The following is a 26323-nucleotide window of genomic DNA, read 5'->3' on the forward strand; positions in this document are numbered from 1 at the left end:
CTTATGCGTCCTTCATCTTGACGTCGAGGGCGTCGCGCAGACCGTCACCCAGCAGGGTGAAGGCGAGCACCGTCGAGAGAATTGCCAGACCGGGCATGATCATCATCCAGGGAGCAGTCAGAAGATACTGCTGGCCGTCCTGAATCATGGAGCCCCACGAAGGCGTAGGCGGAATAACGCCCATGCCGAGGAAGGACAGAGCGGACTCGGTCAGAATGGCGCCACCAATGTTCATAGTCGCGTAGACCACGATGGAGGCAACGGAGTTCGGGAAGATGTGACGCACGACGATACGAGCATCAGATGCACCCATCGCGCGCGCAGCGTCAACATAGTCGTTTTCCTTGACCGTCAAGATCGCGGATCGGAAGACGCGCGCAATCGAAGGCCAGCCAAGAATACCGATGGCGATAAAGACGTTCTGAAGACCACGGCCGATAACGGCGATCATGGCGACAACGAACAGCACGTACGGGAACGCAAGGAAGATGTCCGCACAGCGCATGATGATCGTATCCCAGATGCCGCCGTAGAAACCGGCCAGAGCGCCCATGACCAGACCAATCACCGTGGAGATCGCAGTGGCCATAATGCCGACGGACAGCGAAACGCGTGCACCGTAGATAACGCGGACGAGAATGTCACGGCCAAGGGAGTCGGTGCCAAACGGGTGCTCTGCACACGGAGCCAGCAGCGACGTCTCGGCCATGGTGGTCGAATCGGAAGCCGTCGGCGAACCGAGCCAGGGCTTAGCCCACAGATCTGCGGTCAGGGCAACCACAACGACGATAATGATCCAGCAGACACCGATAACGGCGAGCTTGTTCTTACGAAGACGCTTAAAAGCGTCGCCCCACAGCGTGCGAGACTTGGCGGGAGCAGATGCGGCCATGGTGGCGGTAGCCTGCTCCTGAGACTGAGAATCAGTTTCCTGCATGAGACGTACCTCCCTTAGGCCTTATCCGACGGACCGCCAAGGCGGATGCGCGGGTCGAGGAATGCATAGCTAATGTCGACGAGCAGGTTGATCACCATGACGACGACGACGATGAGCGTAACGCCGCCCATAACGATGGGCCAGTCACGCATGCTAATGGCGCGATAGACCTCATAGCCGATACCGGGCCAGTTAAAAACCGTCTCGGTCAGGATGGCGCCCGAAAGCATGGCACCAAAGTCGACACCAATATAGGTAACGACGGGGATGAGTGCATTCTTAAGCGCATGCTTGATGATGATCGCGCGATTGGAGAGACCCTTGGCCTTTGCCGTACGGATGTAATCCTGGCTCATGACGTCAAGCAGCTGCGAGCGCATAATGCGGGCGGCATAAGCGGTCGAAACCGAAGCCAGCGTAATGGTCGGAAGCACATAGTGCATCCAATCCTGATACTGAGAACTGGAACCACCGGCACCCGAGATCGGCATGGAGAATGCACCGCCCGTGGCGTCCTTGAGAATGACGCCAAAGAACAGCTGCAGCAACATACCGAGCCAGAAGGCCGGGACGGCAACGAGGATCGACGTGGTGAGCGTTACCAAAATATCCCAGAAGGAATAACGCTTTACCGCCGAAATGATACCCGCACCGATACCCATGATTGCCTCGAGTACGATGGCGCATGCGGCAAGTTTGACCGTATACGGATACTTCTGGGCAAAGATTTCCGTAACCGGCAGCTTGCGCTGATAGGAATTACCCAGATCGCCATGAAGCAGGCCGTTCATGTAATACAAGTAACGGTCCACGAGCGACGTTTGAACGGGGTCGCCGTTCTCGTCAAGGATCGCGTTGCCGTCCTCGTCCGATTGGACCAGGTGATAGCGGACGCGAAGCTGAAGCTCCACCTCGGGGGACAGAGCCTTGTCTCCACCGATCAGCTTGATCGGATCTCCCGGCACGATATTCTGGAGGGCGAACAGAATCAGCGTAACGCCCAAAAATACCGGGATGAACTGAAGCACACGTTTAACGATGTACTTACCCATACCACTCCCCTATCTAGGGATTAACCTAAATGGGATGCCGATCGCCAGACCGGCATCCCAAAATTACCATCAGCCAGTTTACCCCAGGTTAGGGAGAACTGTATGTTTCCCATGAGGTCTACGTAAATACTTGACCCTCACGGAAGCTGCAAAACTCTTAGGCGAGCTCAGCGGTACCCAGATCGGCGTGCTTCTGCGGATCGACATAGAGGTACTTGATGCGATCGGAGCCGGCGATGGTGTGCGTGTAGAACATCAGCGGGATGACCGGGCAGTCAGCAGCGACCATTGCGTCGGCCTCCTGCATCTTAGCGACGCGCTCTTCGTCGTCAATCGTGGTACGGGCCTCGTCGACCTTGGCGTCGAACTCGGGGTTGTTGTAACCAGAACGGTTGTCGCCACCGAGGGAGTCGGAGTGGAACAGCGGATACAGGAAGTTGTCCATGATCGGGTAGTCGGCAATCCAGCCCAGACGACCGAACTGATAGTTGAGGTTCTGGTACTGCTCGAGCAGGGCAGACCACTCGGGGGTATCGGAGACGGCGGTAATGCCAACCTTGGCAAGGTCACCGATGATGGACTCCATGATCTCCTTGTGGCCACCGTCCTGGTTGTAGGACAGAGTCACGTTAATGCCACGATCACCGTTGGCGTCAGCGGGAGCAACCTTGTCGAGGTACTCGTTAGCCTTGTCGACGTCGTAGGCGCAGAACTCCCATGCGCCCTCCTTGTAGCCATCGATGCCCGGAGGAACAATGCCGTCAGCGGGGGTGCGGGTACCCTTGAAGATGGTCTTGCAGATGGCCTCACGGTTGATGGCCAGGGAGATACCCTTACGCAGATCGGCGTTGTTGAACGGCTCGGCCGTGGTGTTGCAGGTCAGGTAGTAGGTGGAAGGCTCGGCGCCGAGCAGCATGCGCTCGCCGTCGCCCATGGTGTAGCCGTCCTTGGACTCGCCGCGATCCTTCTTGGCGGCGTCGATCTGAGCAACGGGAACGTCGCAGATGTCAAGGTTACCGGCCTGGAACTCCTTGTAAGCGGTCTCCACGTCCTTGATGACCTGGAAGTGGATGCCATCGATTTTGGCCTTGTCGCCATAGTAATCGTCGAACTTCTTGAGGTTGATCTCCTGACCATCCTCCCACTTACCGTCCATCATGAACGGGCCGTTACCGATCGGGGCAAGGTAGAAGCTCTTGACATCGGACTCGGCGCACTCGGGAACCGGGGACAGAGCCGGATGAGAGGCGACGAAGGGGAAGTCGGCGTAAGCGGAAGTCAGCTTGACGACGAGGGTCTCATCGTCAGGGCAGGTAACACCGCTGAGCTCAGTAGTGTTACCGGCAAGCAGATCGTCATAGCCCTCGACCATGGAAAGGTGATAGGAGACCTCGGAAGGACCATACTCTTTAGCGACAGCGGACTTGGTGCTGACCAGACGCTCCCAACCGAGCTTGAAGGACTTGGAGGTAACGTCATCACCGTTGTGGAACTTGGCCTTCTTGATCTTGAAGGTAAACTCGGTGGCGTCGTCGTTGGCCTCGAAGGACTCGCAAGCCAGCGGAACGATCTCGCCCTTCTCGGCGTCATAAGAGGTTAGAGCGTCAAAGAGCTGGTACTCGACCTGAGTGCCCTGGTCCTCCTGGACATTGTAGGGGTCGATGCAGACCGGGTTATTGATGTAGAAGTTCAGCGTCGAACCGGACTCAGAACCGGAAGCGTCGCCGCCCTTCTTGCCGCATGCGGCAAGAAAAGCCATGGAGCTCGCAGCAAGGGTACCGCCGACAAAGGCTCGACGACCCATAACGGGCTGGTGGAACATAGAATCAGCCATGCCATCCTCCTTATGAGATAGGACAAAGAAATGTTCAGTCGGACATATGTCGAGACAATCCGATCCGAACTATCGAAACGCCGCCCGTTGCTATGGCTGGTTATGCACAACAGGCCAACGTTTTCAATACAGTAGCGCATTTTATGCACGGTTTGGGGCTAATTCCGGTTAACGGTCGAGAATTTCTTTAGTTGGGCGCAGTATGTGGTGATATTCTGGCTCTGTTACAAGTCTGTAAACAAAAAGGGCCCCGTACATGCGGGACCCTTTTTAATTTTTTTATGCGACTCGTGCTTAGTAGCCCACGATGCCCTGCGGGAAGAAAAACATGCAGAGCACGACGCACACGGCAAACACGACAGCCATGATGACGGTCAGGCGGTCAAGGTTCTGCTCCATAACGCCCGTGGCAGAGCTGGAGTTATACAGCGAGCTGGCGATCATATCCGAAACGCCGGTGCCCTTACCGGAATGCATCAGGACGAGAATCGTCAGCGCCACGGCAGAGACAGCCCAAACTACAAACAGCAGAATCTGAAACGGACCCATAGAGAAGCTCCTTAATAGAACAATTCAAACTCCAGTACTGTACCACAACCCCCGACACTCCCCACCTGCCATTTGGGGACGAGGTAGAAATGGCAAAAATACCAAAAAAGGGGGTTGACCATATTCGGGCAACCCCCTTGCAAAGAAACGCTTGGCGTTTTCTCTTAGGCCTCGGTCGCGAGCACGCGGCCCGTCATCTCGGCGGAAGGCTCCAGACCAGCCATGGTGAGCATAGTCGGGGCGATATCGGAAAGTCGACCGTCCTCGATACCGGTGAGCTGTGCCTTCTCATCAACGATGATGAACGGCACGCGGTTGGTGGTGTGAGCCGTAAACGGATGCTTGGAACCGTCGGAAGCAACGTCAAACATGTGATCGGCGTTGCCGTGGTCGGCGGTAATCAGCGCAAAGCCGCCCTTAGCGAGAATCGCCGGGACAACCTTGGACAGGGCATCGTCAACAGCCTCGACGGCCTTAACGGCCGCGTCGAAGACACCGGTGTGACCAACCATGTCGCAGTTCGCGAAGTTCACGATGTAGAAATCAGCGCGGTCCTCGTTGATGGCAGCGACGAGCTTCTCGGTAACCTCGGGAGCGCTCATCTCGGGCTGCAAATCGTAGGTAGCAACCTTGGGGGAAGCGACGAGCACGCGCTCCTCGCCCTCCTTGGGCTCCTCGATGCCGCCGTTAAGGAAGAACGTCACGTGGGCGTACTTCTCGGTCTCGGCGGTGTGCAGCTGCCTCAGGCCATTGGCTGCGATTACGTCGGCCAGAACGTTCTCGGGGAACGTCTTGGGGAAGGCGACCTCGACGTCAAACGTCGGATCGTATTCGGTCATCGTTACAAAGTGCGAGAGCTTGATCTGCTCGCGCTCAAAGCCGTCGAACTCCTTGTCCGTGAACACGCGGGTCATCTGACGAGCGCGGTCGGGACGGAAGTTGAAGAAGATGGCCGCGTCGCCCTCGTGGATGCCCTCGTTGTGGGCAGCGAACGGCTCAACGAACTCATCGCCGCGCGGATCCTTCTCGTAGTAGGCCTTGATACCGGCAACGGGGTCGGTATCGGCATCGGACGCATTGACCATGACGTCGTAGGCGCGCTCGATGCGCTCCCAACGGTTGTCGCGGTCCATGGCCCAATAACGGCCCGAGACGGTAGCAACGCGAGCGTCGCAACCAGTCTCCTCGGAGATCTTGGCCAGGAAGGCGCAGAACTCGCTCATGTAGCCGGCACCGGACTGCGGATCGACGTCGCGGCCATCCATAAAGGCGTGAACGCGAACGGTCTTAATGCCATACTGGGCAGCCATCTTGACCAGGGCCTCGACATGGTTCATGTGAGAATGAACACCGCCGGGGCTCATGAGGCCCATGAGGTGCAGGGTCTTGCCCTCGGCCTTGACGTCATCCATAGCCTTGACGAAAACCTCGTTCTTGGCGATGGAGCCGTCCTTGATGGCGTTATTGATGCGCGAAAGCTCCTGAAACACGATGCGGCCGGCACCGATGTTGAGGTGACCCACCTCGGAGTTGCCCATCTGGCCGTCGGGAAGGCCCACGTCCTCGCCCGAAGCACCGAGCGTGGTGTGAGGATACTTCTCGTACAGGCTATCGAGGAAGGGCGTCTTGGCGGCAGCGACGGCGTTCTCGCCGTCGGCCGGAGCCAAGCCGCAGCCATCCATGATGATTAGGAGTGCAGGAAGATGACGCTGTGCCATATGCCCTACTCGCCTGCCTTGACGACCATAGAGGCGAAGTCGGCAGCCTTGAGCGAAGCGCCGCCCACGAGGGCGCCGTCAACGTCGGGCTTGGCAACAAGCTCGGCGATGTTGGCGGGCTTGGCGGAGCCACCATAAAGAACGCGGATGCCGTTGGCGAGCTCCTCGCCGAACATCTCCTTGAGGGTCTCACGGATAGCGCCGCAGACCTCCTGAGCGTCCTCGGCGGTAGCGGTCTTGCCGGTGCCGATGGCCCAGATGGGCTCGTAGGCGACGACGACCTGCTTGGGGCAGGTGATCTCAAGACCCTCGAGACCAGCCTTGACCTGGTTCACGACATGCTCGACATAGGTGCCGGCCTCGCGAACCTCAAGGGACTCACCGCAGCAGAAGACGGGAACAAGACCGGCGGCAACGAGAGCCTTAGCCTTCTTGTTCTGGTCCTCATCGGTCTCGTGGAAGTAGTCACGACGCTCGGAGTGGCCGATGATGCAGTAGGTGCAGCCAGCGGACTTGAGCATGTCGCAAGAGGACTCACCGGTGAAGGCACCCTTGGCCTCCCAGTACACGTTCTGTGCACCGAGGGCGATGGGGGCAGCCTGAATGCGGTCATGAACCGTAGTAATGTCGATGGTCGGAGGGCAGACGAGCACCTCGACGCCAGCCGGAACCTCGGGCAGAGCCTGGGCCAGCTCGTCGGCGAGCTTGGCAGCCTCGGCGACGTCGTTGTTCATCTTCCAGTTACCAGCGATAAGAAGGGTGCGATTAGGCATCGAGAAGCGCCTCCACTCCGGGCAGGGCCTTACCCTCGACGAGCTCCATGGAAGCGCCACCGCCGGTGGAGATCCAGCTCATCTTGTCGGCCAGGTTAAACTTGTTGACGGCTGCGACGGAATCGCCACCACCGATGATCGAGGTGCAATCAGCCTCGGCGACAGCCTCGGCGATAGCCTGGGTGCCGTGAGCGAAGTTGTCGAACTCAAAGACGCCCATGGGGCCATTCCAGAATACGGTCTTGGCGCCCTTGACGGCCTCGGCGTAGAGCTCCTCGGTCTTGGGGCCGATGTCCATGCCCTCACGGTCGTCGGGGATAGCGTCGGAAGCGACAACCTCGGGGACAGCGTCCTCGCCAAAGTGGTCGGCAACACGGTTGTCGATGGGGAGCAGGATCTTGACGCCCTTCTCCTCGGCCTTCTTGAGCATCTCGCCAGCGCGCTCGACCCAGTCCTCTTCCTTGAGGGACTGACCGACGGTCATGCCCTGAGCCAGGAAGAAGGTATAGGCCATGCCGCCACCGATAATCAGGGTGTCGGCGGAGTCGATAAGGTGATCGAGAACGCCGATCTTGGAGGAAACCTTGGAACCGCCGACGATGGCGACGAAGGGACGCTCGGGTTCGGCGAAGATACCGGTCAGCGTGTCGACCTCCTTCTCCAGAAGGAAGCCAGCGACTGCGGGCAGGTAAGCGGCGGGACCCACGACGGAACCCTGGGCGCGGTGAGCGGTGCCGAAGGCGTCGAGGACGAAGACGTCGCCATAGGAAGCGAGGGTCTTGGCGATCTCGGGATCGTTCTTCTTCTCACGCTTGTCAAAACGGACGTTCTCGAGAACGAGGACCTTGCCCGGCTCGACGGCGGCGACGGCCTCGGCGGCCTTCTCGCCATAAGTGTCGGCGACAAAAGCAACATCGAGACCAGAGAGCTCAGCGAGCTTCTTGGCGACGGGCTCGAGGGAAAGCTCGGGCTGGAAGCCGGTGCCCTCGGGACGGCCGAGGTGGCTCATGAGGATAACGCGAGCATTGTGCTCAACGAGATAGTTGATGGTGGGCAGGGCAGCCTTGATACGGGTGGTGTCGCCAACGACGCCATCCTTGATAGGCACGTTGAAGTCAACGCGGACGAGAACGCGCTTGTCGTCGACATCGATGTCGCGGACGGTCTTCTTGGTAAAGGCCATGTTTGCTTCTACCTTTCGTACGTGTCTGCCTCCCATTACGGCAGACGATTTCTTATAAAAAGGGCGCGACCTTAGGGTGTAAGCCCTATAAGGCCGCGCCCTTTTTTAGACGCTCAACGAGCTATTCGCTAAAAGCCAAATTAAGCAACGAACTTCTCGAAGTACTTGATGGTGCGGACCATCTGAGAGGTGTAGGAGTTCTCGTTGTCGTACCAAGAGGTAACCTGAACGAGGGTCTGGCCGTTGCCGAGGTCAGAGCACATGGTCTGAGTGGCGTCGAAGATGGAGCCATGGGTCTCGCCGATGATATCGGTGGAGACGATGTCGTCCTCGTTGTAAGCGAAGGTCTCGGAGATGGTGGCAGCGTAGGCCTTCATAGCGGCGTTGACCTCGTCGGCGGTAACCTTCTTGTCAACGACAGCGTAGAGGTTGGTGAGGGAGCCGGTCGGCGTCGGGACGCGCTGGGCGGCACCGATGAGCTTACCGTTGAGCTCGGGGAGAACCAGGCCGATAGCCTTGGCAGCACCGGTGGTGTTGGGGACGATGTTGACGGCGCAGGCGCGGCTACGACGCTTGTTGCCCTTGCGCTGCGGGCCGTCGAGCGGCATCTGGTCGCCAGTCCAGGCGTGAATGGTGGTCATGATGCCGGACACGATGGGAGCGAAGTCGTTCAGACCCTTGGCCATCGGGGCGAGGCAGTTGGTGGTGCAGGAAGCAGCGGAGATGATGTTGTCCTCAGCGGTCAGCGTCTCATGGTTGACGTTGTACACGATGGTGGGCAGATCGCTGCCGGCCGGAGCGGAGATGACGACCTTCTTGGCACCAGCGTTGATGTGGGCCTGAGCCTTAGCCTTGCTGGTGTAGAAGCCAGTGCACTCGAGAACGACGTCGACGTCGAGGTCGCCCCAAGGCAGGTTGTTGGCGTCGGCCTCCTTGTAGATCTTGATCTCTTTGCCGTCAACGGTGATGGAATCCTCGCCAGCGACGACCTCGTGATCGCGAGCATAGTTGCCCTGCGTGGAGTCGTACTTCAGCAGGTAAGCGAGCATATCGGGAGAGGTGAGGTCGTTGATAGCGACGATCTCGGAGCCCTCATGACCGAACATCTGACGGAAGGCCAGACGACCGATGCGACCGAAGCCGTTAATAGCAACCTTTACTGCCATTGTGTCTCCTTTCGTAAGGCCCCCGCAAGCTACAGCGCCCGCCGTTGAGGCCCACAAACTAACCACTCGCCTAATATACCTTTTTTTTGACTTGAATTTCACGAGAATGCTCGAAATTGAAAATCAAATTTGCTTTAAAACGTTTTAAAGCATAAAACAGCAGTTCAAGTACTATATAAACTGCCGCTTTAAACTACCTGTTCGCTTCAATGAGCTTTTCAAGACGCAAAACACGGTGATATAGGGCCGACTTTGACAAAGGAGGGTCGGCCATCTCCCCCAAATCTCGCAGTGAGAGATCGGGATAGCGCTCACGTAAGTCACAAAAGGCCGCCAAGGCATCCGGGAGCACATCGCGCATGCCGCGTCGCTCAAGCTCCTCGATAAGCGCGAGCTGATGTTGGGCAGCGCCGGCGCTTCTCGTCTGGTTGGCCAGCTCAGCATTCACGCGACGATTTACGTCGTTTTTCACCAACTTGACCGCACGGGCTTCCTCGATTTCGGCAACGCTGCGCTTGGCACCAATCAATTTGAGCAAATGCTCAATCTCCTCGGCGCTCTTGATGTACACGGCATATGATCCTCGCCGGGCGTTGACGCGAGCATGAACCCCGACCTGCTCCAACAGGTCGCAAAGCCCCTTGGCGTATTGTTCGCCCTGCACCGCAATCTCCAGGTGAAAATCGCCACGCGGGTCTGCCACAAAGCCGCCGGCAATCAAAGCGCCGCGAATGTAGGCGAGCCTGCAGCAGGGCCGGGCGACGATATGGCGCGGCACACCGGCGACGAGCCCTCCCCTGCGGTCGAGAATGCCCAGCAGAACCAAAGCCTTATCGAGGTCGGGCTGGTCGGGCAAGGTGATGAGATAGTTTCGCACCTTATGCAAGACCGACTTGCGAACGGTAAACTCCGTTTTGAGCTTGAGGATGCGGTGCGTCAGCGTAATCATCGTGCGTGCAACGGCACCCGTCTCGGTCGCAACCGTCAAACGGTACCGACCAGAGCCCGCCAGCGAAAGCGTGCCACTCACACGTGTAAGAGCGGCAAGTGTCGACAGATCGCAATATTCACATTCGGGTTCGCAGCGCGCAAGCTCGTCACGCACCTCGGCGGTAAACGACATTCAAACCTATGCTTTCGTATTGGCACGCGACAAGTCGCGGTGAGAAATGCTCACGTGATACTGAGCACCTTCCAGGTATCGGGCCGTAGCCTCTGCAATGGCAACGCTGCGGTGCTGGCCGCCCGTACAGCCGATGGCAATGGAAAGCTGCGGCTTGCCCTCCGCGATATAACCCGGCATGACCGTATCGAGCAACTGCGTCCAAACCTTCCAGAACTCCTGCGTCTTGGGATGGTCCAGGACAAAGTCGGAGACCTTCTTATCGAGGCCGGTCAACGTGCGCATCTCGGGGTCGTAGAATGGATTAGGCAGGAAGCGAACATCGATCATGATGTCTGCCTCGACGGGCATACCATGCTTAAAGCCAAATGAGAAGACGTGGACGTCCATGAGCTGCTGGTCGGACAGCTCTGAAAAAGCCGCACGCAGCTTATTGCGTAAAGCAGAGGTACGAAGGCGGCTCGTATCGATGATCATATCGGCTCGGTCGCGCACGCCCTGGAGTTGTAAACGCTCGCGCTGGATGGCGTCGGCCGTGGTCTCCCCCGGCTTCGCAATGGGATGACGGCGGCGGTTTTCGCTGTAGCGGCGAATCAGCACCTCATCAGATGCATCGAGAAACACAATGTCACAGCTCATCTCGCGCTCTTCCAAGGCGGCAACGGCGTCAAGCAGCTCGTCAAACAGGCCTTGGCTGCGAAGGTCACAGGTAACAGCAAGATGTCTACCCACACCCGTATTGATGCCAACAAGCTCTGCGAGCTGCGCAATCAGGCGCGGAGGCAGGTTGTCGATACAAAAATAGCCCATGTCCTCAAACACATGCATGGCTTGCGTTCGGCCCGATCCGGACATTCCGGTGATGATGACGATATCGGGAATGCGCTCCGTGCGCTCCGCCGCATCCATGGCATCTCCCTTTTGCATGTGCTGCCTCCTAAAATAAGCGCAGGACCCGGCCAGCGGATCCCGCGCGATCAATTGCCTTAGTTGAGTATACCGCCCCAAGCGGATACGAGGCCCGTCTTACGCCTCAAGCGCAGCCTTGAACCAACTCGTAATACTTGTGGGGTGCGTAATGGCAGTGCCAACGACAACGGCCCAGGCGCCGGCGTCAATCGCGGCGCGAGCCTCCTCGGGCGTATGCACACGACCCTCGCAAATAATGGGAAGACCGGGGAACTCCTCGGTTGCCTGGCGCAAAAGCGGCAGGTCGGGGCCGTCTGCCATGGTGCAATCGATGGCGGCGACGCCATGCGAAAGCGTAGTGGAAACCAAATCGAAGCCCATGTCGACCGCGCGGCGGATATCCTCGATCGTGGCGCAGTCCGCCATCAGAAGCACGCCCTCCTCGTGCAGCGGACGAAAAGTGTCCTCGAGCGACTTGCCATCGGGGCGCGGACGATCGGTGGCGTCAATCGCCACGATGTCAGCACCGGCAGCAACGCAGGCGCGGGCGTGACGCAGCGTCGGCGTGATGTAAACGCCCTCGTGTCCATCCTTCCACAGGCCGATAACAGGAACCTCACAACGACCCTTAATGGCAGCAATGTCGGCAAGGCCCTGGCAACGAATGGCGGCGGCGCCTCCGAGTTCGCAAGCGCGAGACATTTGAGCCATGGTCTCGGGCGTACGAAGCGGCTCGCCCATATACGCCTGAACGCTCACGATGAGCTTACCCTTCAGGGATTGAATTAAAGGATCGACGGTCATAAGGCTATAACCTTTCTCAGAACAGCCTCCCGAGGCGTGTCGTCTCGGGAGGCTCCTACAGCAGATACGTTTACTTTAACGAGGCAAGAAGATGCTCGGCGGCACCGATAAGCGGTGCGTCGCCCTCCAGAGAACCGATGAGGATCGGCGTGTCCTGAAGCGGATCGAGCGCCTGGCTGGCATAGCCCTCGTGTACCGAATCCTTCCACGTCTGCGAACGCCAATCGGGTCCCTGGTGAATTACGCCACCCGAAAGCACGATGACCTCTGGATCCAGAATGTTGGCGAGCGAGCCCAAGCTAGCGCCCAATGCAAAGCCGGCATCGTGGATGACCTCGGTCGCCTTTGCGTCACCCGCGCGGCACAGGTCGTTCACGTCGCGGCCAACCGAGGGACGGCTGGGGTCAACGCGACCGAAGCGCTCGTCGTACATGCGCCCAATCGACGTACCCGAAGCCACCGACTCCAGATGGCCGGAACGCCCGCAGGCGCAGGGAATGCCGGCGGCAGCCGAGCACTCGATGTGGCCCATATGGCCGGCAGCACCATGGAAGCCCTGCATCACGCGGCCGTTCTCGACATATGCGCCTCCGATACCCGTGCCGATGCCCAGACACAAGACGGAGAACTTGCCCTTGCCGACGCCCCAATGGGCCTCACCCAGAGCATGAGCCTGCACGTCGCCTACAACGGCAACGGGAAGACCGAGGTCCTCGCGCAGACGCGGCCCCAACTGAACGCCGGACCAGCCGGGCATGATCTCGTTGGCATACGCGATGGCGCCCGTCTTGGGATCGACGACGCCAGCGGCACCGATACCGACGCCAAGGACCTCGACATCGGGATTCGCCTCGAGAGCGGCCTTGATGGACGCCTCGATACGCTGGAAGACGGCCTCACCGCCCTCTTGGGCCTCGGTGGGAACCTCAGCCTCAAATACGGGATGGGGCACGCCGCCATCAGCCGGATATTCCATAATGGCGGTCGCAATCTTGGTGCCACCGATATCAACGGAGCAGATGTACTTGTTCTCCATGTCGCTCTCCTTAGGAGATAAAAACAACTACAGGAAATAAAGGCGGTGTTATCGCCGCAGCTTGCTAAAGGCTTCCCGAGTGCCCGGGGTTGGGGTGAAAGCGGTCGGGCATTGACCTAATGGGTCACGCTCGATCGCTTGAGCCCCAAGATCGGGTGCCCGGGAAAGCTTTACAGGAGACCGTTGTCCTGGAGGACCTTCCTAATCGCCTCGACGTTCTCGCCGGTCATGGCCTTCACCGGGCGCGGCATGGTCGGGCTGTCGAAAATGCCCATGAGGTTCATAGCGGTCTTGAAGGCGCCAACGCCACCGGCATAGCCCTGGACGCCCGAGGTGACGTCCCAGATGTGCGAAATCTCATTGAGGCGATCCTGCTCGGCTTTGACGGTAGCCCAGTCACCAGCCTGAGCGGCCTTCCACTGACGCACGTAGCCCTCGGGCTCAACGTTGGCGAGACCCGGGACAGAGCCGTCGGCGCCACCAAGGTAGGCACCGTCGACGACGACCTCATGGCCGGTGAGGATGCTCATCGGATGGCCGTTCTTCTCGTTCTCCTGAACGAGGTAGCGGAACGAGACGTCGTCACCCGAGGAATCCTTGACGCCAGCAAGGACGCCCTCGGCGCCGAGCTTTGCAAGGAGCTTCCAGGGGAGCTTGGTGTGAACGCACACGGGAATGTCATAGGCAAAGATGGGCAGGTCGAGCTCCTCGTGCAGGATGCGGAAATGCTCCTCGACCTCGGTCATGCCCTGCAGGGCATAGAACGGGCAGGTGGCAACGAGCGCATCGGCGCCCAGCTCCTGAGCAACCTTACCGTGCTCAATCATGCGCTCGGTCTCGGTATCGATGATGCCGACCAGAACAGGAACGCGGTGGTCGACGATTCGAACGGCCTCGGCGATGATCTGTCGACGACGCTCGTCGGTGGAGAAAACGACCTCACCCGAAGAGCCCAGGAAGAACAGGCCATCGACGCCGGCGTCGATCATGCGGTTGATGCTGCGCTCAAAGGAGGCAACGTCGAGCTGGTGATCTTCGGTATCGGGAACAACGACGGGAGGAATAACGCCGGTGAATTTCTGAGTTGCCACAAGAATCTCCTTAGTTGTCTGGCGGGTGGCCCTATGCCGCCCACTCTTGTTGGCAGTGTCCAGGCCGTCTAGGCCAAAGAACACAGGTAGAACGCTTGGTTAAAGAAGTCGACGACTTCGTTTTCGAACGCATTGATGCGTTCGTGAGCATATTTGGCATAGATAATATGCCTCCGGTCACACTCAAGACCGTTGAATACGGCAAACTGGCCCTTGGGATCGCTCACGGCATCCATGAGCGATGTACCCATGAGTACCGATCCGCGCACCCGAGACGACAGCGCTTCGAGGCCGCCGGGAAGCGGATTGGCAACCGCCGTGCAGGCAAGGCCCCGCTCGTCCAGAGCAGAAACCGCCAGCGCGACTCCACCGCCAAGGCCCTCGCCCCATGCAAAGATGCGGTCGGGGTCCATGCCATCAAGATTGCGCGCGACCTTTGCCATTGCACAGCCCCAGCGGACGCGTTCAACAAAAACGGGCGAGGTAACCCCCTGCTGCAGCTCGCTGAGCCCAATCACATCGTCGTCCAGCGCAAGCACGGCATATCCCATGGCGGCAAACCTCGTCATGTGATGCCATCCACGTACGGGTCGGTCGATGTCGTGAAACATCAGGCATAGCGGCACAAGCTCGGATGCCCGGGCGCAACCTGAGGGCTCAATCAAACGGCCGTGTACGACTTCCCCGGCAAGTTCAAAGGAAACCTCGGAGTAGCGCGCGCACGGATTGGCGAAATCAATCGCCGTGACAGTCAGTCCGCAAACCTCAAGGTCCGAAGCGGCTGCCTCCAACTCGGAAACATCCGCCAAGGCATCGCCGCGCCAATCACGGAAATCGGAGAGCCTTGACGAAACCGTCCCAGAGATCCCCGCAAGCTCGGGGTCAATCAGCTCATTGACATTGCTCTCGCACTTAGACATGAGCCTCCCCTTCCTTGCAGAAAAACGGAATGATCAGATCGTCAAAATCCTGAATCTCCTCGTGGCCAAAGCCCTCAAAGAACTCATGGCGCTTCTCACAGGTCAGGTTGTTGTAGACCGCAAACTGCGTCGCCGGTGGACAGACGATATCGGCCGTTCCCGTGCCAAACAGCACGGGGCATTTGACCATGGGGGCAAAGTTCTTGGAATCGAAATACGCCAGCTTGGCATAGGCTTCGTCAATACGAGTCGAGTCCTCGTCAAACCAGCGAGACCAATAGCGTAGGCCCTCGTAGGCAATGTCGTCGGCATCCAAATCCCAGACCAGGCGGAAATCCGACAGGAAAGGATAGAGAATGGCGGCACGATTGATAAGCTCGCTGTTAAGCGCGCAGGTCGCAATGCCCAAGCCACCGCCCTGCGAGGCACCGTTCACAAAAACACGGGCAAGATCGATGCCCTCGAGCTCGCGAACAATGCGGCACAGAATGCGGATATCCTGATGCAAGCGTACGTAGTAGAGATTGGCCGGGTCGCCGTCGATACCGGCAACGATATGCCCGGCAACCGTTGTGCCTTCAAATCCACCAATATCCGCGGAGGGGCCACCCTGACCGGGGCAGTCGAGGGCGACAAGTGCCATGCCCATACCCGCAAACGATGCCTGCTCGAACCAGCTGCGGCTTGCGCCCGGATAGCCGTGGAACTGTAGCACCAGCGGCACGGACTCGTCCGAAACCGGCTTGAGATACTTGGCATGCAGGCGGGCGCCACACATGCCGGTATACCAGAGGTCAAAAAACTGGCAGGTCGCAGCATTGGCAATCGATGCCGCCTCGACCGAATAGTCGATCTCGACGGCGTCAGCCTCGGCCATGCGGTCGTTCCAAAAGAGATCGAAATCTGATGGACGAGGCATGGCGCCCCGATAACCACCAAATTGCTGTTGTAGCTCCTGAGCGCTTGGCATGGCTCGTGAACCCAACCTTTCGAAATCGCAACGAGGGTGCGCCCGGCAAGGGAGCCGGGCGCACAGGAGGGAAAGCGAACCTACTCGCCAAGCTTGGGATGCAGCAGCGACGGCGCAGCACCGAGCAGCATCTTGGTGTAGGGGTCCTGCGGGTTCTGGAAGACCTGCTTGGCCTCGCCCTGCTCGACGATCTTGCCGCCGTTCATGACGATGATGTCGTCAGAGATGTAGCGGACCGTCTGGATGTCATGGCTAATGAACACCATAGCCAGGCCGAGCTCCTTCTTAAGATCGGTCAACAGGTTGAGGATCTGCGCGCGGACCGAAACGTCCAGAGCCGAGGTGGGCTCGTCGGCGATGATGGCGTCAGGGTTCAACGACAGGGCACGGGCAATTGCCACGCGCTGGCGCTGACCGCCCGAAAGCTGGCCGGGAAGAACCTCGGCGGCAGAGCTGGGCAGACCGGTGAGTTCCAGGAGTTCCTTAACGCGCTTCTCCTGCTCGGCCTCGGTACCCAGGTTGTGGACGCGCATGGGGTCGAGCAGCTGCTCACGAACGACCATGCGAGGGTTGAGTGCCGTCGCGGGGTTCTGGAACACGACCGAGATGACGCGGCCCATGTGACGACGATCCTCGGCAGTACGCTTGGTGACGTCCTTGCCCTTAAAGTAGACCTTGCCACTCGTGGGGGCCTGCAGGCCGCACATGACATTAGCAGTGGTGGACTTGCCGCAACCGGACTCGCCGACGATGCCGATCGTCTGACCGGGCATGAGCTTAATGGTCACGCCTTGGACGGCATGAACCAGATTGGGGTGCAGGATCGAACCGGTACGGGTCCTAAAGGTGACGTGGACATCGTCAAGGAAGATAATCGGCTCGACGCCGTTGACCGCAGTCTCGCTCATCTACATCACCTCCGCATGAGGGGTCAAACCATTTGCCTTGAGCACCTCATCGGGGAGCTCGGAATAGAAGTGCTCGGTGCCGGGCACGCGCTTGAAGACCGGACGGGTGTCCAGGCCGATGTGCGGATGGCTTGAGCGGGGCGCGAAGCGATCGCCCTTGGGGAAATCGCGCGGGCTGGGGACGGCGCCGGGCACCTGGTGCAGGCGGCCCGAACCGCTCTCGATGGACAGAACGGAACCCAGAAGACCGCGGGTGTACTCGTGAATCGGGTTGGTGAGCAGCTCCTTGGTGGGCGCCTGCTCGATAACCTGACCGGCGTACATAACCGTGATGTTATGGGCGACCTCGGCGACCAACGCCAGGTCATGCGAAACGAAGATCATGGCAAAGCCGAGCTTGGCCTGAAGATCGTTGAGCAGCTTAATGACCTGCTTTTGGACGGTAACGTCCAGAGCGGTCGTGGGCTCGTCGCAGATGACCAGCTTGGGGTCGCGGGTAAGGGCCATAGCGATCAGAACGCGCTGACGCTGTCCACCGGAAAGCTCGTGCGGATAGCTCTCGAGCGTGCGCTTGGGATCGAGGCCGACGAGCTCCAGGAGCTCCTCGGCGCTGCGGGTGCCGCCGCGCTTGGTGAGCTGCTTCATCTGGGCGGAGATGAGCATAGAGGGGTTGAGCGAGGACAGGGCGTCCTGATAGACCATGGCGATATCGGTACCGCGCAGGCCGAACCACTCCTTCTTGCTCATCTTGAGCAGGTCACGACCCTCCCAGAGGACCTCGCCGGAAAGATGCTCGTCCTCATCGGTCAGGCCCATGATGGCCAGCGTGGTGATGGACTTACCGCAGCCGGACTCGCCTACCAGGCCCATGGTCTGGCCGGGACGGACGTCAAAGTTGACATGGTCGACGACGTTGATATCACCGTGGTGCTCAAACTGGATGCAGAAATCGCGGACCGAAAGAATCGGCTCAACGGACTCATCGGGCACATGGCGGTCGTTACGCTTGAGCTCGACATCGCGCAGGGCGCCAAGACGGGCGGACAGGGACTGGGCCTGCTCCTTGTAGGCGCGAACGGGGTCGGAGACCAGCAGGTCGGCCTCGCGGCGCTTGGAGGAATCGGTCGGATCCAGAGCGGCGGAAGGAGCAGCGGCCATAGCGTCGGTAATGCCCTCGGAGAGGATGTTGAGCGCCAGGCAGGTGATCATGATGGCCAGACCCGGGAACAGCGCCTGCCACCAACGACCGGCGAGCACGCCACCGCGGGCGTCGGCGAGGATGTTGCCCCACGTAGCAGTGGGCTCCTGGATGCCAGCGCCGATAAAGGTCAGCGAAGCCTCGAAGATGATGGCGTCGGCGACCAGGGTGACGGTGAAGACCATGATCGGGGCAATGCAGTTACGAAGAACGTGCTTGATCAGAATCCACGGAGCCTTGGCGCCGGAGACGATGACCGCGCGGACATAGTCCTCACCGTACTCGGATACGATGTTGGCACGCACGATACGGGCGATCTGCGGGGTGTACATAAAGCCGATCGCAAAGATAATCGACGGCACGGAGTTGCCCAGGATGGAAACGAAGACGGCTGCGAGGGCGATACCCGGGACAGACATGATGATGTCCAGGATGCGCATAATCGTCTCGGAGACGGCCTTGCGCGAAACCGCAGCAAGAGCACCGACAACGGAGCCACAGACCAGAGCCATAGCGGTAGCACCAAAGCCGATGATCAGCGAGTAACGGCCACCGTAGAGCATACGCGAAAGGATGTCACGGCCCTTGTCGTCGGTTCCGAAGATAAACCCGTTGCCGGGAGCCTGGCGAGCCGTAAAGATCTCGACCGGGCTATAGGGGGCAAGCAGGGGGGCAAGAATCGCAGTCAGGGCGACCAGCACCAGCACGATGGCGGCAATCTTAGAAGACAGCGTCATCTTCTTCCAGCCACCGAGCTTGAGCCCCTTGGAGGCAGCCTTCTCGAGCTGCTCGGTTTGCTTCTCTCGAATCTTTACCATAATCTACACCGTCCTGATGCGCGGGTTGATGAGCAGGTAGAGCATGTCAACCACGATGTTGATGATGATGAAGGCAAGAGCAACGACGATGACGACGCCCTGAACCAGGTTCGCCTCGTTGCCCTGAACGCCCTGCAGGATCGCAGTACCCATGCCGGGGAGGTTGAAGATGACCTCGATGACGACGGCGCCGCCCATGAGATAGCCAATCTTAAGACCGAGGGTGGTGACCGGGGTGATCAGCGCGTTGCGGAGAACGTTGATGCCGACGACGACCTTCTCGGGAACGCCGGCGCCGCGAGCCATACGGACATAGTCCTTGTCGAGCTCCTCGACCATGGCGGTACGCACGATACGAGTCATCTGACCCGTCAGCGGAAATGCCAAGGCGATGGCGGGCATGATCATGCGTCCCAGATAGCCAGCCGGATTCGTGGTGAAGTGCGGCAGGGCACCCGATGCCGGGAGTACCTTAAGGTAGGAAGAGAACAGCAGGATCAACAGAACGGCAAGCCAGAACGACGGGGTTGCCAAGCCGGCGATGGAAAAGACGCGGATCACTTGGTCCGGCCATTTATCGCGATACAGTGCCGCGATGACGCCGAGCAAAAACGATACGACCGCACCGATGGCAAGACCGATGAAGGTCAGCTGCATCGTGACGGGTAGGGCCGTGGAGATGCGCTTGGCAACGGAGTTGCGAGCAGCACCATAGGTGCCCATGTCGCCATGGATCAAATTGCCCATATAGCGCACGTAGCGCACGGGCCAGGGGTCGTCCAGACCATACTTCTCATGGTACTCGGCAACCGCCTCGGGCGAGGCACCGTCACCCAACGCCGTGTAGGCGGGGTCGGTCTTGGAGAACGACATAAGGAAGAACACCAGGACGGTGACGCCCAATGCCATGATCGGCAGCGCCACGAGACGCCTTCCAATCAAACGTAGAAAGTTGTTCACGTTCTCTCCCCTTTCTTTTGTCGGTAGGACCAACTGGTATATGAGTACGGACACTCATTACAAGACCCGAGCGACATCGTTGCCGCCCGGGTCTTTGTTTCAACTATGAGGATACGGTCCCAACGGCCGACATCCTGCATATAGACTCAAGCGAGTCTTACGCCTTGACGGTCGCGACACCCTTAAAGGACATGCTCGTCGTGCCGATGCCCTTGAAGCCATCGAGGGCCTCGCCGTTGGGCGCAGTGGACGGATCGTTCCAGGAAGCGGAGACGGTCTTAACGTGGACAACGGGGTACAGAACGGCGTTGTCGGCGATGATGTCGAAGCACTCGTTCCACTTCTTCTGCTGCTCGTCGCCCTCGGCGGCAAGAGCCTCGTCCATAAGGCCGTGGAGCTTCTGCCACTCAGCGGACTCCTTCCACGGGCAACGGGTCTGCATCCAGACGTTGTCGCCGTACCACCAGTTGAGCAGCAGGTCGGGGTCTGCGCCGAAGCAGGAAGGATCGCCAGGGGCAAGGAGGATATCGTAGGCCTCGCCGCCGTCGATGGCAGCATAGGTGGCCGGCGAAGTATCGGTCTGGATGGTCACATCGAAGCCGAGAGCGTCGAGGTCGTTCTTGACCTGGGCAGCCATACCCTTGATCTGCTCGTTATCGGTGGTGCGCAGGGTAATGGCGCCCGGGGTGATACCGGACTCCTCGATAAGCTTCTTGGCCTTCTTGGCGTCGGTCTTGTACACCGTGGAGGCCTCATGATAGTTGGTGAAGCTCTTGGGCAGGTAGCAGCTGGCAGCGGTAGCAAGGCCGGCGAAGGTGTTGCTGATCATCTTCTCGGTGTCGAGCGCATACATGACAGCCTGACGGACCTTGACGTCGTTCCAAGGCTCCTTGGCGACGTTGAACATGATGAAGCGGGTGCCGAAGCCCTGGACGTTGTCAATCTTGCAGCCAGCGCCCTCGAGCTGGTCGACGGCGTCAGCGGTAACGAGCTCCATGACGAGCGTGGAGCCTTCCTGCTGAGCGGTGACGCGAGCGGTGGGGTCGGTCAGGATGCTGTACTGGATCTTCTTATCCTCGGCAGCATACTCACCGTTGTACTCGGGGTTGGGAACCAGGGTGATCTCGGTATCGGAGATAGAATCGTACATCCAGGGGCCGGAGCCGATCGGCTGCTTGGCGCGATCCTCCTCGCTCTGGGCGGCAGGAGTAACGCGAATAATGGCCAGACGATCCTTGAGCAGGGAGAAGTTGGGGACCTTGGTCTTGACCGTCACGGTGCTGGCATCCTTGGCCTCGATGGACTCGAAAGGCTGGAAGAACGGAGCGTAGGTGGCAGAAGCGGCGCAAGCGGTGTAGGAGGCGACGACGTCGTCAGCGGTAACCTCGGTGCCATCGGAGAATTTGGCGCCCTTGCGGATGGTGACCTCGAAGGTGGTGTCGTCCACGGACTTGGGATCATCGGTGGCGAGCTCGTTGAAAGTGCTGTAGTCGTGGTAATCGATGCCGTAGAGGCCCTCGACGACGTGCCAGTTAGCGCCCAGGCCCACGGCGGAGCCAGTGCTGGCGGGGTCGAAGCTGGACGGAGCGTAAGCGGAACCGGCAGTGATCACGCCGCCGCCACGGTTGGCGGAATCGGCGGGAGCGGAACCCTCGTCGCTAGAGCTGCCACCGCAGCCAGTGAGACCAAGGCCGGCGACAGCAGCGACGCTGCCGGTGAGGCCGAGGAACGAACGCCTGGACATACCCTTATTGATGATGGCCATGTCTTCTCCTATCAATAGAGAATCTTACCCGGGAGCACCTAAACTTGCCCCCGCGCAACTTGCGGACGATATATACCTTACCTACCGACAAACCCAACTGAGGTGCCGCGCTCGGCGACCGATACATACATACGCTTGAACGGTATTTACTACCGTTCACCGAATTCGTTGACAAACGATACAGCAGACAGTATGTATCGGCGAGGTGAGATATCAGTCTTCGTCAACCCGCAGGATAGCAGGGTTTTCGCTTGGGTTAGTCAAACGTTTTAGCGTTAATAAAACCCGAAACCAGCAGGCAATCATGGCGAAATAAATGGTTGAAAATCGCGCAATCATGTATATCAGTTGTTTATGCTCGTGTTTAGCTATCGGAATGGCCAGCCGCGGCCTCGGCGCGCTCGGCATTCCATGCAACGAGCGCCTCGTGGACCGCCTTGGCAACATCGGCAGGTATGCCGCGAACTTCCGCGATCTCTTGCTCACTCGCCGCGCGCAACCGCTTCATCGAGCCAAAATGGCGCATAATTGCACGTTTTCTAGTGGGTCCCACGCCTGGAACGTCATCGAGTACCGAAACCGTCATGGCTTTATCGCGCAATTCGCGATGGAACGTGATGGCAAAACGGTGCGATTCGTCGCGCACCTGCTTGATGAGATAGAGCGACGCAGACCCGGTCGGAAGTACGACAGGAGTCTCGTCCCAAGGCACGAAAACCTCCTCATCGGCCTTTGCCAAACCACAAACTGGTATATCGAGCCCAAGGGCCTCAAGTTGCTTAATTGCAGCCGTCAATTGCGGCTTGCCGCCGTCGACAACGAGCAAATCGGGGCGCGAGCCAAAACGTTCGTCGCCCATCCGCTCGGGAGCATAGCGACGCCCCAAAACCTCGGACATCGAAACGAAGTCGTTCGCCTCGTCCAATTCGGCCTGGATTTTAAAGCGGCGGTACTGGCTCTTGTCGGCGTGGCCGTTGGTAAACACCACCATCGAGGCGACCGTAAAGGTGCCATGAAGCGTAGAGATATCGAAGCACTCGATTCGCATTGGCGGCGCAGGTAGCGCCAAGGCGCTCTCAAGCTCCAGGAGCGCTCGATTGGTGCGATCGTCGGCGTATCCCGTGCGCATCATATAACGCATGAGGGCATGACGCGCATTTTTAGATGCCATATCGAGCAACCGGTGTTTTTCGCCGCGCTGAGGCCTATGGAGATGACAGGAACGCTCGCGCTTGTCCGAAAGCCACTCCCCTAGCGCCTCCGCATCCTCAAGCTCGACGGAAAGGTTCACCTCGGCTGGAATATCAGCCGTCTCGTCGTAATAGCGCTTGAGAAAGCCCGACTGAAGCTCCTCTTCATCGACATCCAGGCCCTTATCGAGAATGAACTCACAGGTTCGAACCGTTCGCCCCTCGCGCACAACAAACACGCAGGCGGCCGAAATGGTCTCTTCTCGATAGAAACCAATCACATCGAGATCGACACTCGACGGAAAAACGACCTGCTGTCGGTCGTCCAGGCCCCTAATAACTTCCAAGCGACGCTTGACGCGCGCCGCCCGCTCAAAATCGAGCGCTTCGGCGGCGTCCGTCATCTCGGATGTAAGCTCATCAACGACATCTTTACGATGGCCCGACAAAAATCGCTCGACGCGTTTAACGTTTTTAGCATAGTCGGCTGGAGAGATCGCACCGACGCATGCCCCCGGACCGCGGCCAACATGGAAGTCAAAGCAGGGACGCCCGTTTTGAGCGCAAATCATATTGACGATATCTTCTTCGCCCTTGTGGGACTCGACGATACGGCGGCATCGACGCCATTCCGCACAAGAAGCCGAGCAGATCGGGATTACCTTGCGCAGCGTATCAATGGTCTCGCGCGCCGCGCGGCTGTCGGTGTAGGGACCAAAATAACGCGTTCCCGACTTATGACGCTCACGAGTATATTTAATAGCTGGGAACAGATCGCTCTTGGTGATAGCGATAAAGGGATAGCTCTTATCGTCCTTAAGGTCGACATTAAAGTACGGATGGTATTGACCGATCAGGTTGCGCTCGAGCACCAGCGCCTCGTGCTCGTTCTCGACAACGATATAGTCAAAGCTCGCAACCAGCTGCATCATCAGTGGAATCTTTTGGCGCTCGTCCTGCAGCGTCACATATTGACGCATGCGCGAGCGCAGATTTTTAGCCTTGCCAACGTAAATGACATCGCCCTTGGCATCTTTCCAAAGGTAGCAGCCAGGCTGCATGGGCACACGCGAAACCTGTTCGGCAAGCGTTGGAATGTTGTCATGACCTGCCACGACTGCCTACCTGCGGCGAAGAAGCGCGGAGACCTCAGGCATCTTTAGAAGGACGGCAAGGCCAAAAGTCACGGCAAGTGAAACCATGCCCGCGATGCAAACATAGCCCAAGGTAATAAGAATCGATCCGCCAAGCGCTCCGACAAAACTCTCGAGCGCCCACAAAACGCCGGCACCCGCTGCGGCACCCAGGCCGCCGAGCAAAAGGCCATAGAAGCAGCCGTGCAGAATAGATTTAACCTGAAGACCCTGCAGACGACGACGCAGCCACCACAGCGAACAGCCGACCAGAATCACATAGTCGACAACATACGAAATCGCAATCGCAGGCATGCCATAGCCCAGCACCACACCAAACAGCAGAACCGAACCAGCCTGACCGATGGCAGAGTATAGGCAATAGCGGCTATAGGGCTTCATGTCGAGCAACGCCGAGAAGCTCTTCTGCATCAACACGACCACGCCGTAGAGCGGCAGGGAGAGCGCCAGATAAACCAGAAACTCGGACACAAGCGCCACACCCGACTCGTCGAACTTGCCGGCGCAATAAATCATGTTGAGCGGACGGGCAAACACAATGAGATATAGCGCGAAAGGAATCAGGAAGAAGAGCATCTGGGCCACGCCGCGCGAGATACCAACGCGCACGCTGTCATAATCCTTTTCCTGGGCATCGTGCGAAAGCTCGGTATAAAGCGCCGTCGAGAGCGAGGCGGCTATCAAGGCATAAGGCAGTGTGTACCAAAGGCGCGCATAGGCAATTACAGAAGGACCGGTCTCGGGCTGCACCACCAGCGCGGCTGCGTTGGTAATGGAAGTCGACACGAACATGCATACCGTAGCGAGCAACGTCGGGACGCCGAGCGCGAGCGTCTGTCGCAGTGCAGGATCCTTAAAGTCGATATGAATATGAGGCCGGACACCATGCTTACCGAGTGCGGGAATCTGGCACGCCATCTGGACAAAAACGCCAAGCGTCGTGCCGAGCGAAATCAAAACGACGCCCGCCTGCTCACCAAAGCAGGCAGATACGGGAGCGAAGCCCATAAAACTCGCAATGACAATCACATTGTTGAGTACCGGGGCGAACGTCGACCAAAAGTAGTCACGATGCGCGTTAAGAACGCCCGAGAACACCGAGCCCAAGCCGTAGAACAAAATCTGAATGGCAAAGAAACGGAACATGAATGCAGCGGTATCCATGCTTCCGCCATCGCCCGAAAGGAACGACTGCGTCCAGATAAAGCCCGGAGCAAACACGGTGCCCAACACCGAAATGCCGCCCAGCAGCAAAAGCAGGATGCCGAGCAGATTACCTACGTATTCGTTTGAGGCGTCGCGACCCTGCTCGCGACGCACGCCCATGTAAACCGGCAAAAAGGCGGTAACCAACATACCGCCCATCACGAGCTCATAGAGCATATTGGGCAGGTTGTTGGCGACCTGATAGGAAGACGAGAGCAGCGACATGCCGATGGCGGCAGCCATAGCCCAAGTACGGATAAACCCGGTGACGCGCGACACGATGGTCAGTGCAGTCATGAGGCCGGCAGAACGGCCAACCGTAGAGTAGTCCGACGAGCCCATATCATCTACGTCGTCCTGTGATTGGGGGCTGACTTCAGTGTGTTGTCGAGAATCAACCTCGATATCAGGGTCATCGATTATCGCGAAGGGGTCGTCGACCAAAACGGCATCATCGGCAGAAAAAGCTCCGTCAACAGGCGTGACATCGTTGTCAAACGAAGCGTCATCGTTAGCTACGGCATTATTACCAAACACCGTGTCAACTTCCCTGGCGGCAGCGGTTCGACCAGAAAACGACAATAGATCCCAATCATCGTCCTCAACAGCAACGCCCTCGACCGGATCGGTCGAGCCGAGCGGTGACCACTCGTCATCCAAAAGCAACCGCTCGCCATCACCGTCGGTTGCAGGCCTCGCGGGACGATCGGCTGGGACACCCTGCAGTGCGCCCTTTCCCTGAGCCGCCATCAAAAACACCGCCGTCTCATCGGGACGCGGCGCACGAGACGCCCCGGCGTCAGTCATCCGTCCGGCACGGGATTGAGCCGCGGCCAAAAACACCGCCGTCTCATCGGGGCGAGCCGAAGAGAGAATCGTACGGGGAGGCACCGTACCGGCACCGGCGGCACGCAAATACACAGCCGTCTCCCCTGGATCTGCAGCAACGGACCAAGCGTTTCGAATCTGGTCATCGACCGAAGAAGCCTCAGGTGCGGGCGTCTGAGAAGCCGAACCCTTTGCAAAGTGAGCTCCGCGCTTCGATTCTTCCTGCGGCAT

The 26323-nt window shown here is 58.8% G+C and carries 21 protein-coding genes; all 21 read right to left on the minus strand.

Annotated features, from left to right (window positions below; translation table 11 throughout):
* Position 1: 1 nt before the first annotated feature.
* A complete protein-coding gene (locus tag ACTM86_RS04920) occupies positions 2-892 on the minus strand; it encodes an ABC transporter permease (protein ID WP_370450642.1) in 891 nt (296 codons plus the stop codon).
* Positions 893-951: 59 nt separating this feature from the next.
* Complete coding sequence (locus ACTM86_RS04925) at positions 952-1989, minus strand: ABC transporter permease (RefSeq protein ID WP_304212150.1); 1038 nt, start codon at positions 1987-1989, stop codon at positions 952-954.
* 157 nt (positions 1990-2146) lie between these two features.
* Positions 2147-3823: a peptide ABC transporter substrate-binding protein gene (locus ACTM86_RS04930; RefSeq protein ID WP_154517446.1), complete on the minus strand. Its 1677-nt coding sequence runs from the start codon at positions 3821-3823 to the stop codon at positions 2147-2149.
* Positions 3824-4117: 294 nt separating this feature from the next.
* Entirely contained in the window at positions 4118-4372 is a 255-nt protein-coding gene (gene secG, locus ACTM86_RS04935) for a preprotein translocase subunit SecG (RefSeq protein WP_006236144.1), read from the minus strand.
* 164 nt (positions 4373-4536) lie between these two features.
* Positions 4537-6090, minus strand: coding sequence for a 2,3-bisphosphoglycerate-independent phosphoglycerate mutase (gene gpmI / locus ACTM86_RS04940; protein ID WP_441015862.1), 1554 nt, complete (start codon positions 6088-6090; stop codon positions 4537-4539).
* A gap of 5 nt (positions 6091-6095) precedes the next feature.
* Complete coding sequence (gene tpiA / locus ACTM86_RS04945; RefSeq protein WP_154517452.1) at positions 6096-6863, minus strand: triose-phosphate isomerase; 768 nt, start codon at positions 6861-6863, stop codon at positions 6096-6098.
* The gene (locus ACTM86_RS04950) at positions 6856-8046 is read right to left on the minus strand and encodes a phosphoglycerate kinase (protein ID WP_441015865.1); all 1191 of its coding nucleotides are present in this window, start codon (positions 8044-8046) and stop codon (positions 6856-6858) included. Before ACTM86_RS04950 ends, tpiA begins: the two co-directional genes overlap by 8 nt.
* Positions 8047-8186: 140 nt before the next feature.
* Complete coding sequence (gene gap, locus ACTM86_RS04955; protein ID WP_154517458.1) at positions 8187-9212, minus strand: type I glyceraldehyde-3-phosphate dehydrogenase; 1026 nt, start codon at positions 9210-9212, stop codon at positions 8187-8189.
* 193 nt (positions 9213-9405) lie between these two features.
* On the minus strand, positions 9406-10335 hold the full coding sequence (gene whiA, locus ACTM86_RS04960) for a DNA-binding protein WhiA (protein ID WP_154517461.1): 930 nt from the start codon (positions 10333-10335) through the stop codon (positions 9406-9408).
* Between the two features lie 6 nt (positions 10336-10341).
* Positions 10342-11262 (minus strand): RNase adapter RapZ, encoded by a 921-nt coding sequence (rapZ, locus tag ACTM86_RS04965; protein ID WP_427718645.1) that lies wholly within the window; start codon positions 11260-11262, stop codon positions 10342-10344.
* A gap of 99 nt (positions 11263-11361) precedes the next feature.
* On the minus strand, positions 11362-12048 hold the full coding sequence (locus ACTM86_RS04970; protein ID WP_154517496.1) for an N-acetylmannosamine-6-phosphate 2-epimerase: 687 nt from the start codon (positions 12046-12048) through the stop codon (positions 11362-11364).
* 70 nt (positions 12049-12118) lie between these two features.
* Positions 12119-13084 carry an ROK family protein gene (locus tag ACTM86_RS04975; RefSeq protein ID WP_427728775.1) on the minus strand — a complete coding sequence of 322 codons (966 nt, stop codon included), beginning with the start codon at positions 13082-13084 and terminating at the stop codon, positions 12119-12121.
* A 170-nt stretch (positions 13085-13254) separates the two neighbouring features.
* Positions 13255-14175, minus strand: coding sequence for a dihydrodipicolinate synthase family protein (locus ACTM86_RS04980; protein WP_427718650.1), 921 nt, complete (start codon positions 14173-14175; stop codon positions 13255-13257).
* 68 nt (positions 14176-14243) lie between these two features.
* Positions 14244-15095 (minus strand): acetylxylan esterase, encoded by an 852-nt coding sequence (locus ACTM86_RS04985; RefSeq protein WP_427795962.1) that lies wholly within the window; start codon positions 15093-15095, stop codon positions 14244-14246.
* Entirely contained in the window at positions 15088-16065 is a 978-nt protein-coding gene (locus ACTM86_RS04990) for an acetylxylan esterase (RefSeq protein WP_441015868.1), read from the minus strand. The genes ACTM86_RS04985 and ACTM86_RS04990 overlap by 8 nt, the downstream gene beginning before the upstream one ends.
* A gap of 80 nt (positions 16066-16145) precedes the next feature.
* Positions 16146-16973 carry an ABC transporter ATP-binding protein gene (locus tag ACTM86_RS04995; protein WP_154517508.1) on the minus strand — a complete coding sequence of 276 codons (828 nt, stop codon included), beginning with the start codon at positions 16971-16973 and terminating at the stop codon, positions 16146-16148.
* A complete protein-coding gene (locus ACTM86_RS05000; RefSeq protein ID WP_154517511.1) occupies positions 16974-18989 on the minus strand; it encodes a dipeptide/oligopeptide/nickel ABC transporter permease/ATP-binding protein in 2016 nt (671 codons plus the stop codon).
* Between the two features lie 3 nt (positions 18990-18992).
* Entirely contained in the window at positions 18993-19949 is a 957-nt protein-coding gene (locus tag ACTM86_RS05005; protein ID WP_370450641.1) for an ABC transporter permease, read from the minus strand.
* 157 nt (positions 19950-20106) lie between these two features.
* Positions 20107-21714 (minus strand): ABC transporter substrate-binding protein, encoded by a 1608-nt coding sequence (locus tag ACTM86_RS05010; protein WP_441015871.1) that lies wholly within the window; start codon positions 21712-21714, stop codon positions 20107-20109.
* A gap of 364 nt (positions 21715-22078) precedes the next feature.
* On the minus strand, positions 22079-23965 hold the full coding sequence (uvrC, locus tag ACTM86_RS05015; protein ID WP_441015895.1) for an excinuclease ABC subunit UvrC: 1887 nt from the start codon (positions 23963-23965) through the stop codon (positions 22079-22081).
* A gap of 60 nt (positions 23966-24025) precedes the next feature.
* On the minus strand, positions 24026-26323 hold the full coding sequence (gene murJ, locus ACTM86_RS05020; RefSeq protein WP_441015874.1) for a murein biosynthesis integral membrane protein MurJ: 2298 nt from the start codon (positions 26321-26323) through the stop codon (positions 24026-24028).

It is taken from the genome of Collinsella sp. HCP3S3_E11 (assembly GCF_052067375.1).
Taxonomy (GTDB): Bacteria; Actinomycetota; Coriobacteriia; order Coriobacteriales; family Coriobacteriaceae; genus Collinsella.

Excerpts from the sequence above, each read along its gene's own strand:
- ACTM86_RS05000 (WP_154517511.1), bottom strand. The coding sequence starts at position 18,989 with ATGGTAAAGATTCGAGAGAAGCAAACCGAGCAGCTCGAGAAGGCTGCC.
- ACTM86_RS04920 (WP_370450642.1), bottom strand. The coding sequence starts at position 892 with ATGGCCGCATCTGCTCCCGCCAAGTCTCGCACGCTGTGGGGCGACGCT.
- uvrC (WP_441015895.1), bottom strand. The coding sequence starts at position 23,965 with ATGCAGCCTGGCTGCTACCTTTGGAAAGATGCCAAGGGCGATGTCATT.
- gap (WP_154517458.1), bottom strand. The coding sequence starts at position 9,212 with ATGGCAGTAAAGGTTGCTATTAACGGCTTCGGTCGCATCGGTCGTCTG.
- ACTM86_RS04985 (WP_427795962.1), bottom strand. The coding sequence starts at position 15,095 with ATGTCTAAGTGCGAGAGCAATGTCAATGAGCTGATTGACCCCGAGCTT.
- ACTM86_RS04995 (WP_154517508.1), bottom strand. The coding sequence starts at position 16,973 with ATGAGCGAGACTGCGGTCAACGGCGTCGAGCCGATTATCTTCCTTGAC.
- ACTM86_RS04970 (WP_154517496.1), bottom strand. The coding sequence starts at position 12,048 with ATGACCGTCGATCCTTTAATTCAATCCCTGAAGGGTAAGCTCATCGTG.
- ACTM86_RS04950 (WP_441015865.1), bottom strand. The coding sequence starts at position 8,046 with ATGGCCTTTACCAAGAAGACCGTCCGCGACATCGATGTCGACGACAAG.
- ACTM86_RS04975 (WP_427728775.1), bottom strand. The coding sequence starts at position 13,084 with ATGGAGAACAAGTACATCTGCTCCGTTGATATCGGTGGCACCAAGATT.
- rapZ (WP_427718645.1), bottom strand. The coding sequence starts at position 11,262 with ATGCAAAAGGGAGATGCCATGGATGCGGCGGAGCGCACGGAGCGCATT.
- ACTM86_RS05010 (WP_441015871.1), bottom strand. The coding sequence starts at position 21,714 with ATGGCCATCATCAATAAGGGTATGTCCAGGCGTTCGTTCCTCGGCCTC.
- murJ (WP_441015874.1), bottom strand. The coding sequence starts at position 26,323 with ATGCCGCAGGAAGAATCGAAGCGCGGAGCTCACTTTGCAAAGGGTTCG.
- whiA (WP_154517461.1), bottom strand. The coding sequence starts at position 10,335 with ATGTCGTTTACCGCCGAGGTGCGTGACGAGCTTGCGCGCTGCGAACCC.
- secG (WP_006236144.1), bottom strand. The coding sequence starts at position 4,372 with ATGGGTCCGTTTCAGATTCTGCTGTTTGTAGTTTGGGCTGTCTCTGCC.
- tpiA (WP_154517452.1), bottom strand. The coding sequence starts at position 6,863 with ATGCCTAATCGCACCCTTCTTATCGCTGGTAACTGGAAGATGAACAAC.
- ACTM86_RS04930 (WP_154517446.1), bottom strand. The coding sequence starts at position 3,823 with ATGGCTGATTCTATGTTCCACCAGCCCGTTATGGGTCGTCGAGCCTTT.
- ACTM86_RS04990 (WP_441015868.1), bottom strand. The coding sequence starts at position 16,065 with ATGCCAAGCGCTCAGGAGCTACAACAGCAATTTGGTGGTTATCGGGGC.
- gpmI (WP_441015862.1), bottom strand. The coding sequence starts at position 6,090 with ATGGCACAGCGTCATCTTCCTGCACTCCTAATCATCATGGATGGCTGC.
- ACTM86_RS04925 (WP_304212150.1), bottom strand. The coding sequence starts at position 1,989 with ATGGGTAAGTACATCGTTAAACGTGTGCTTCAGTTCATCCCGGTATTT.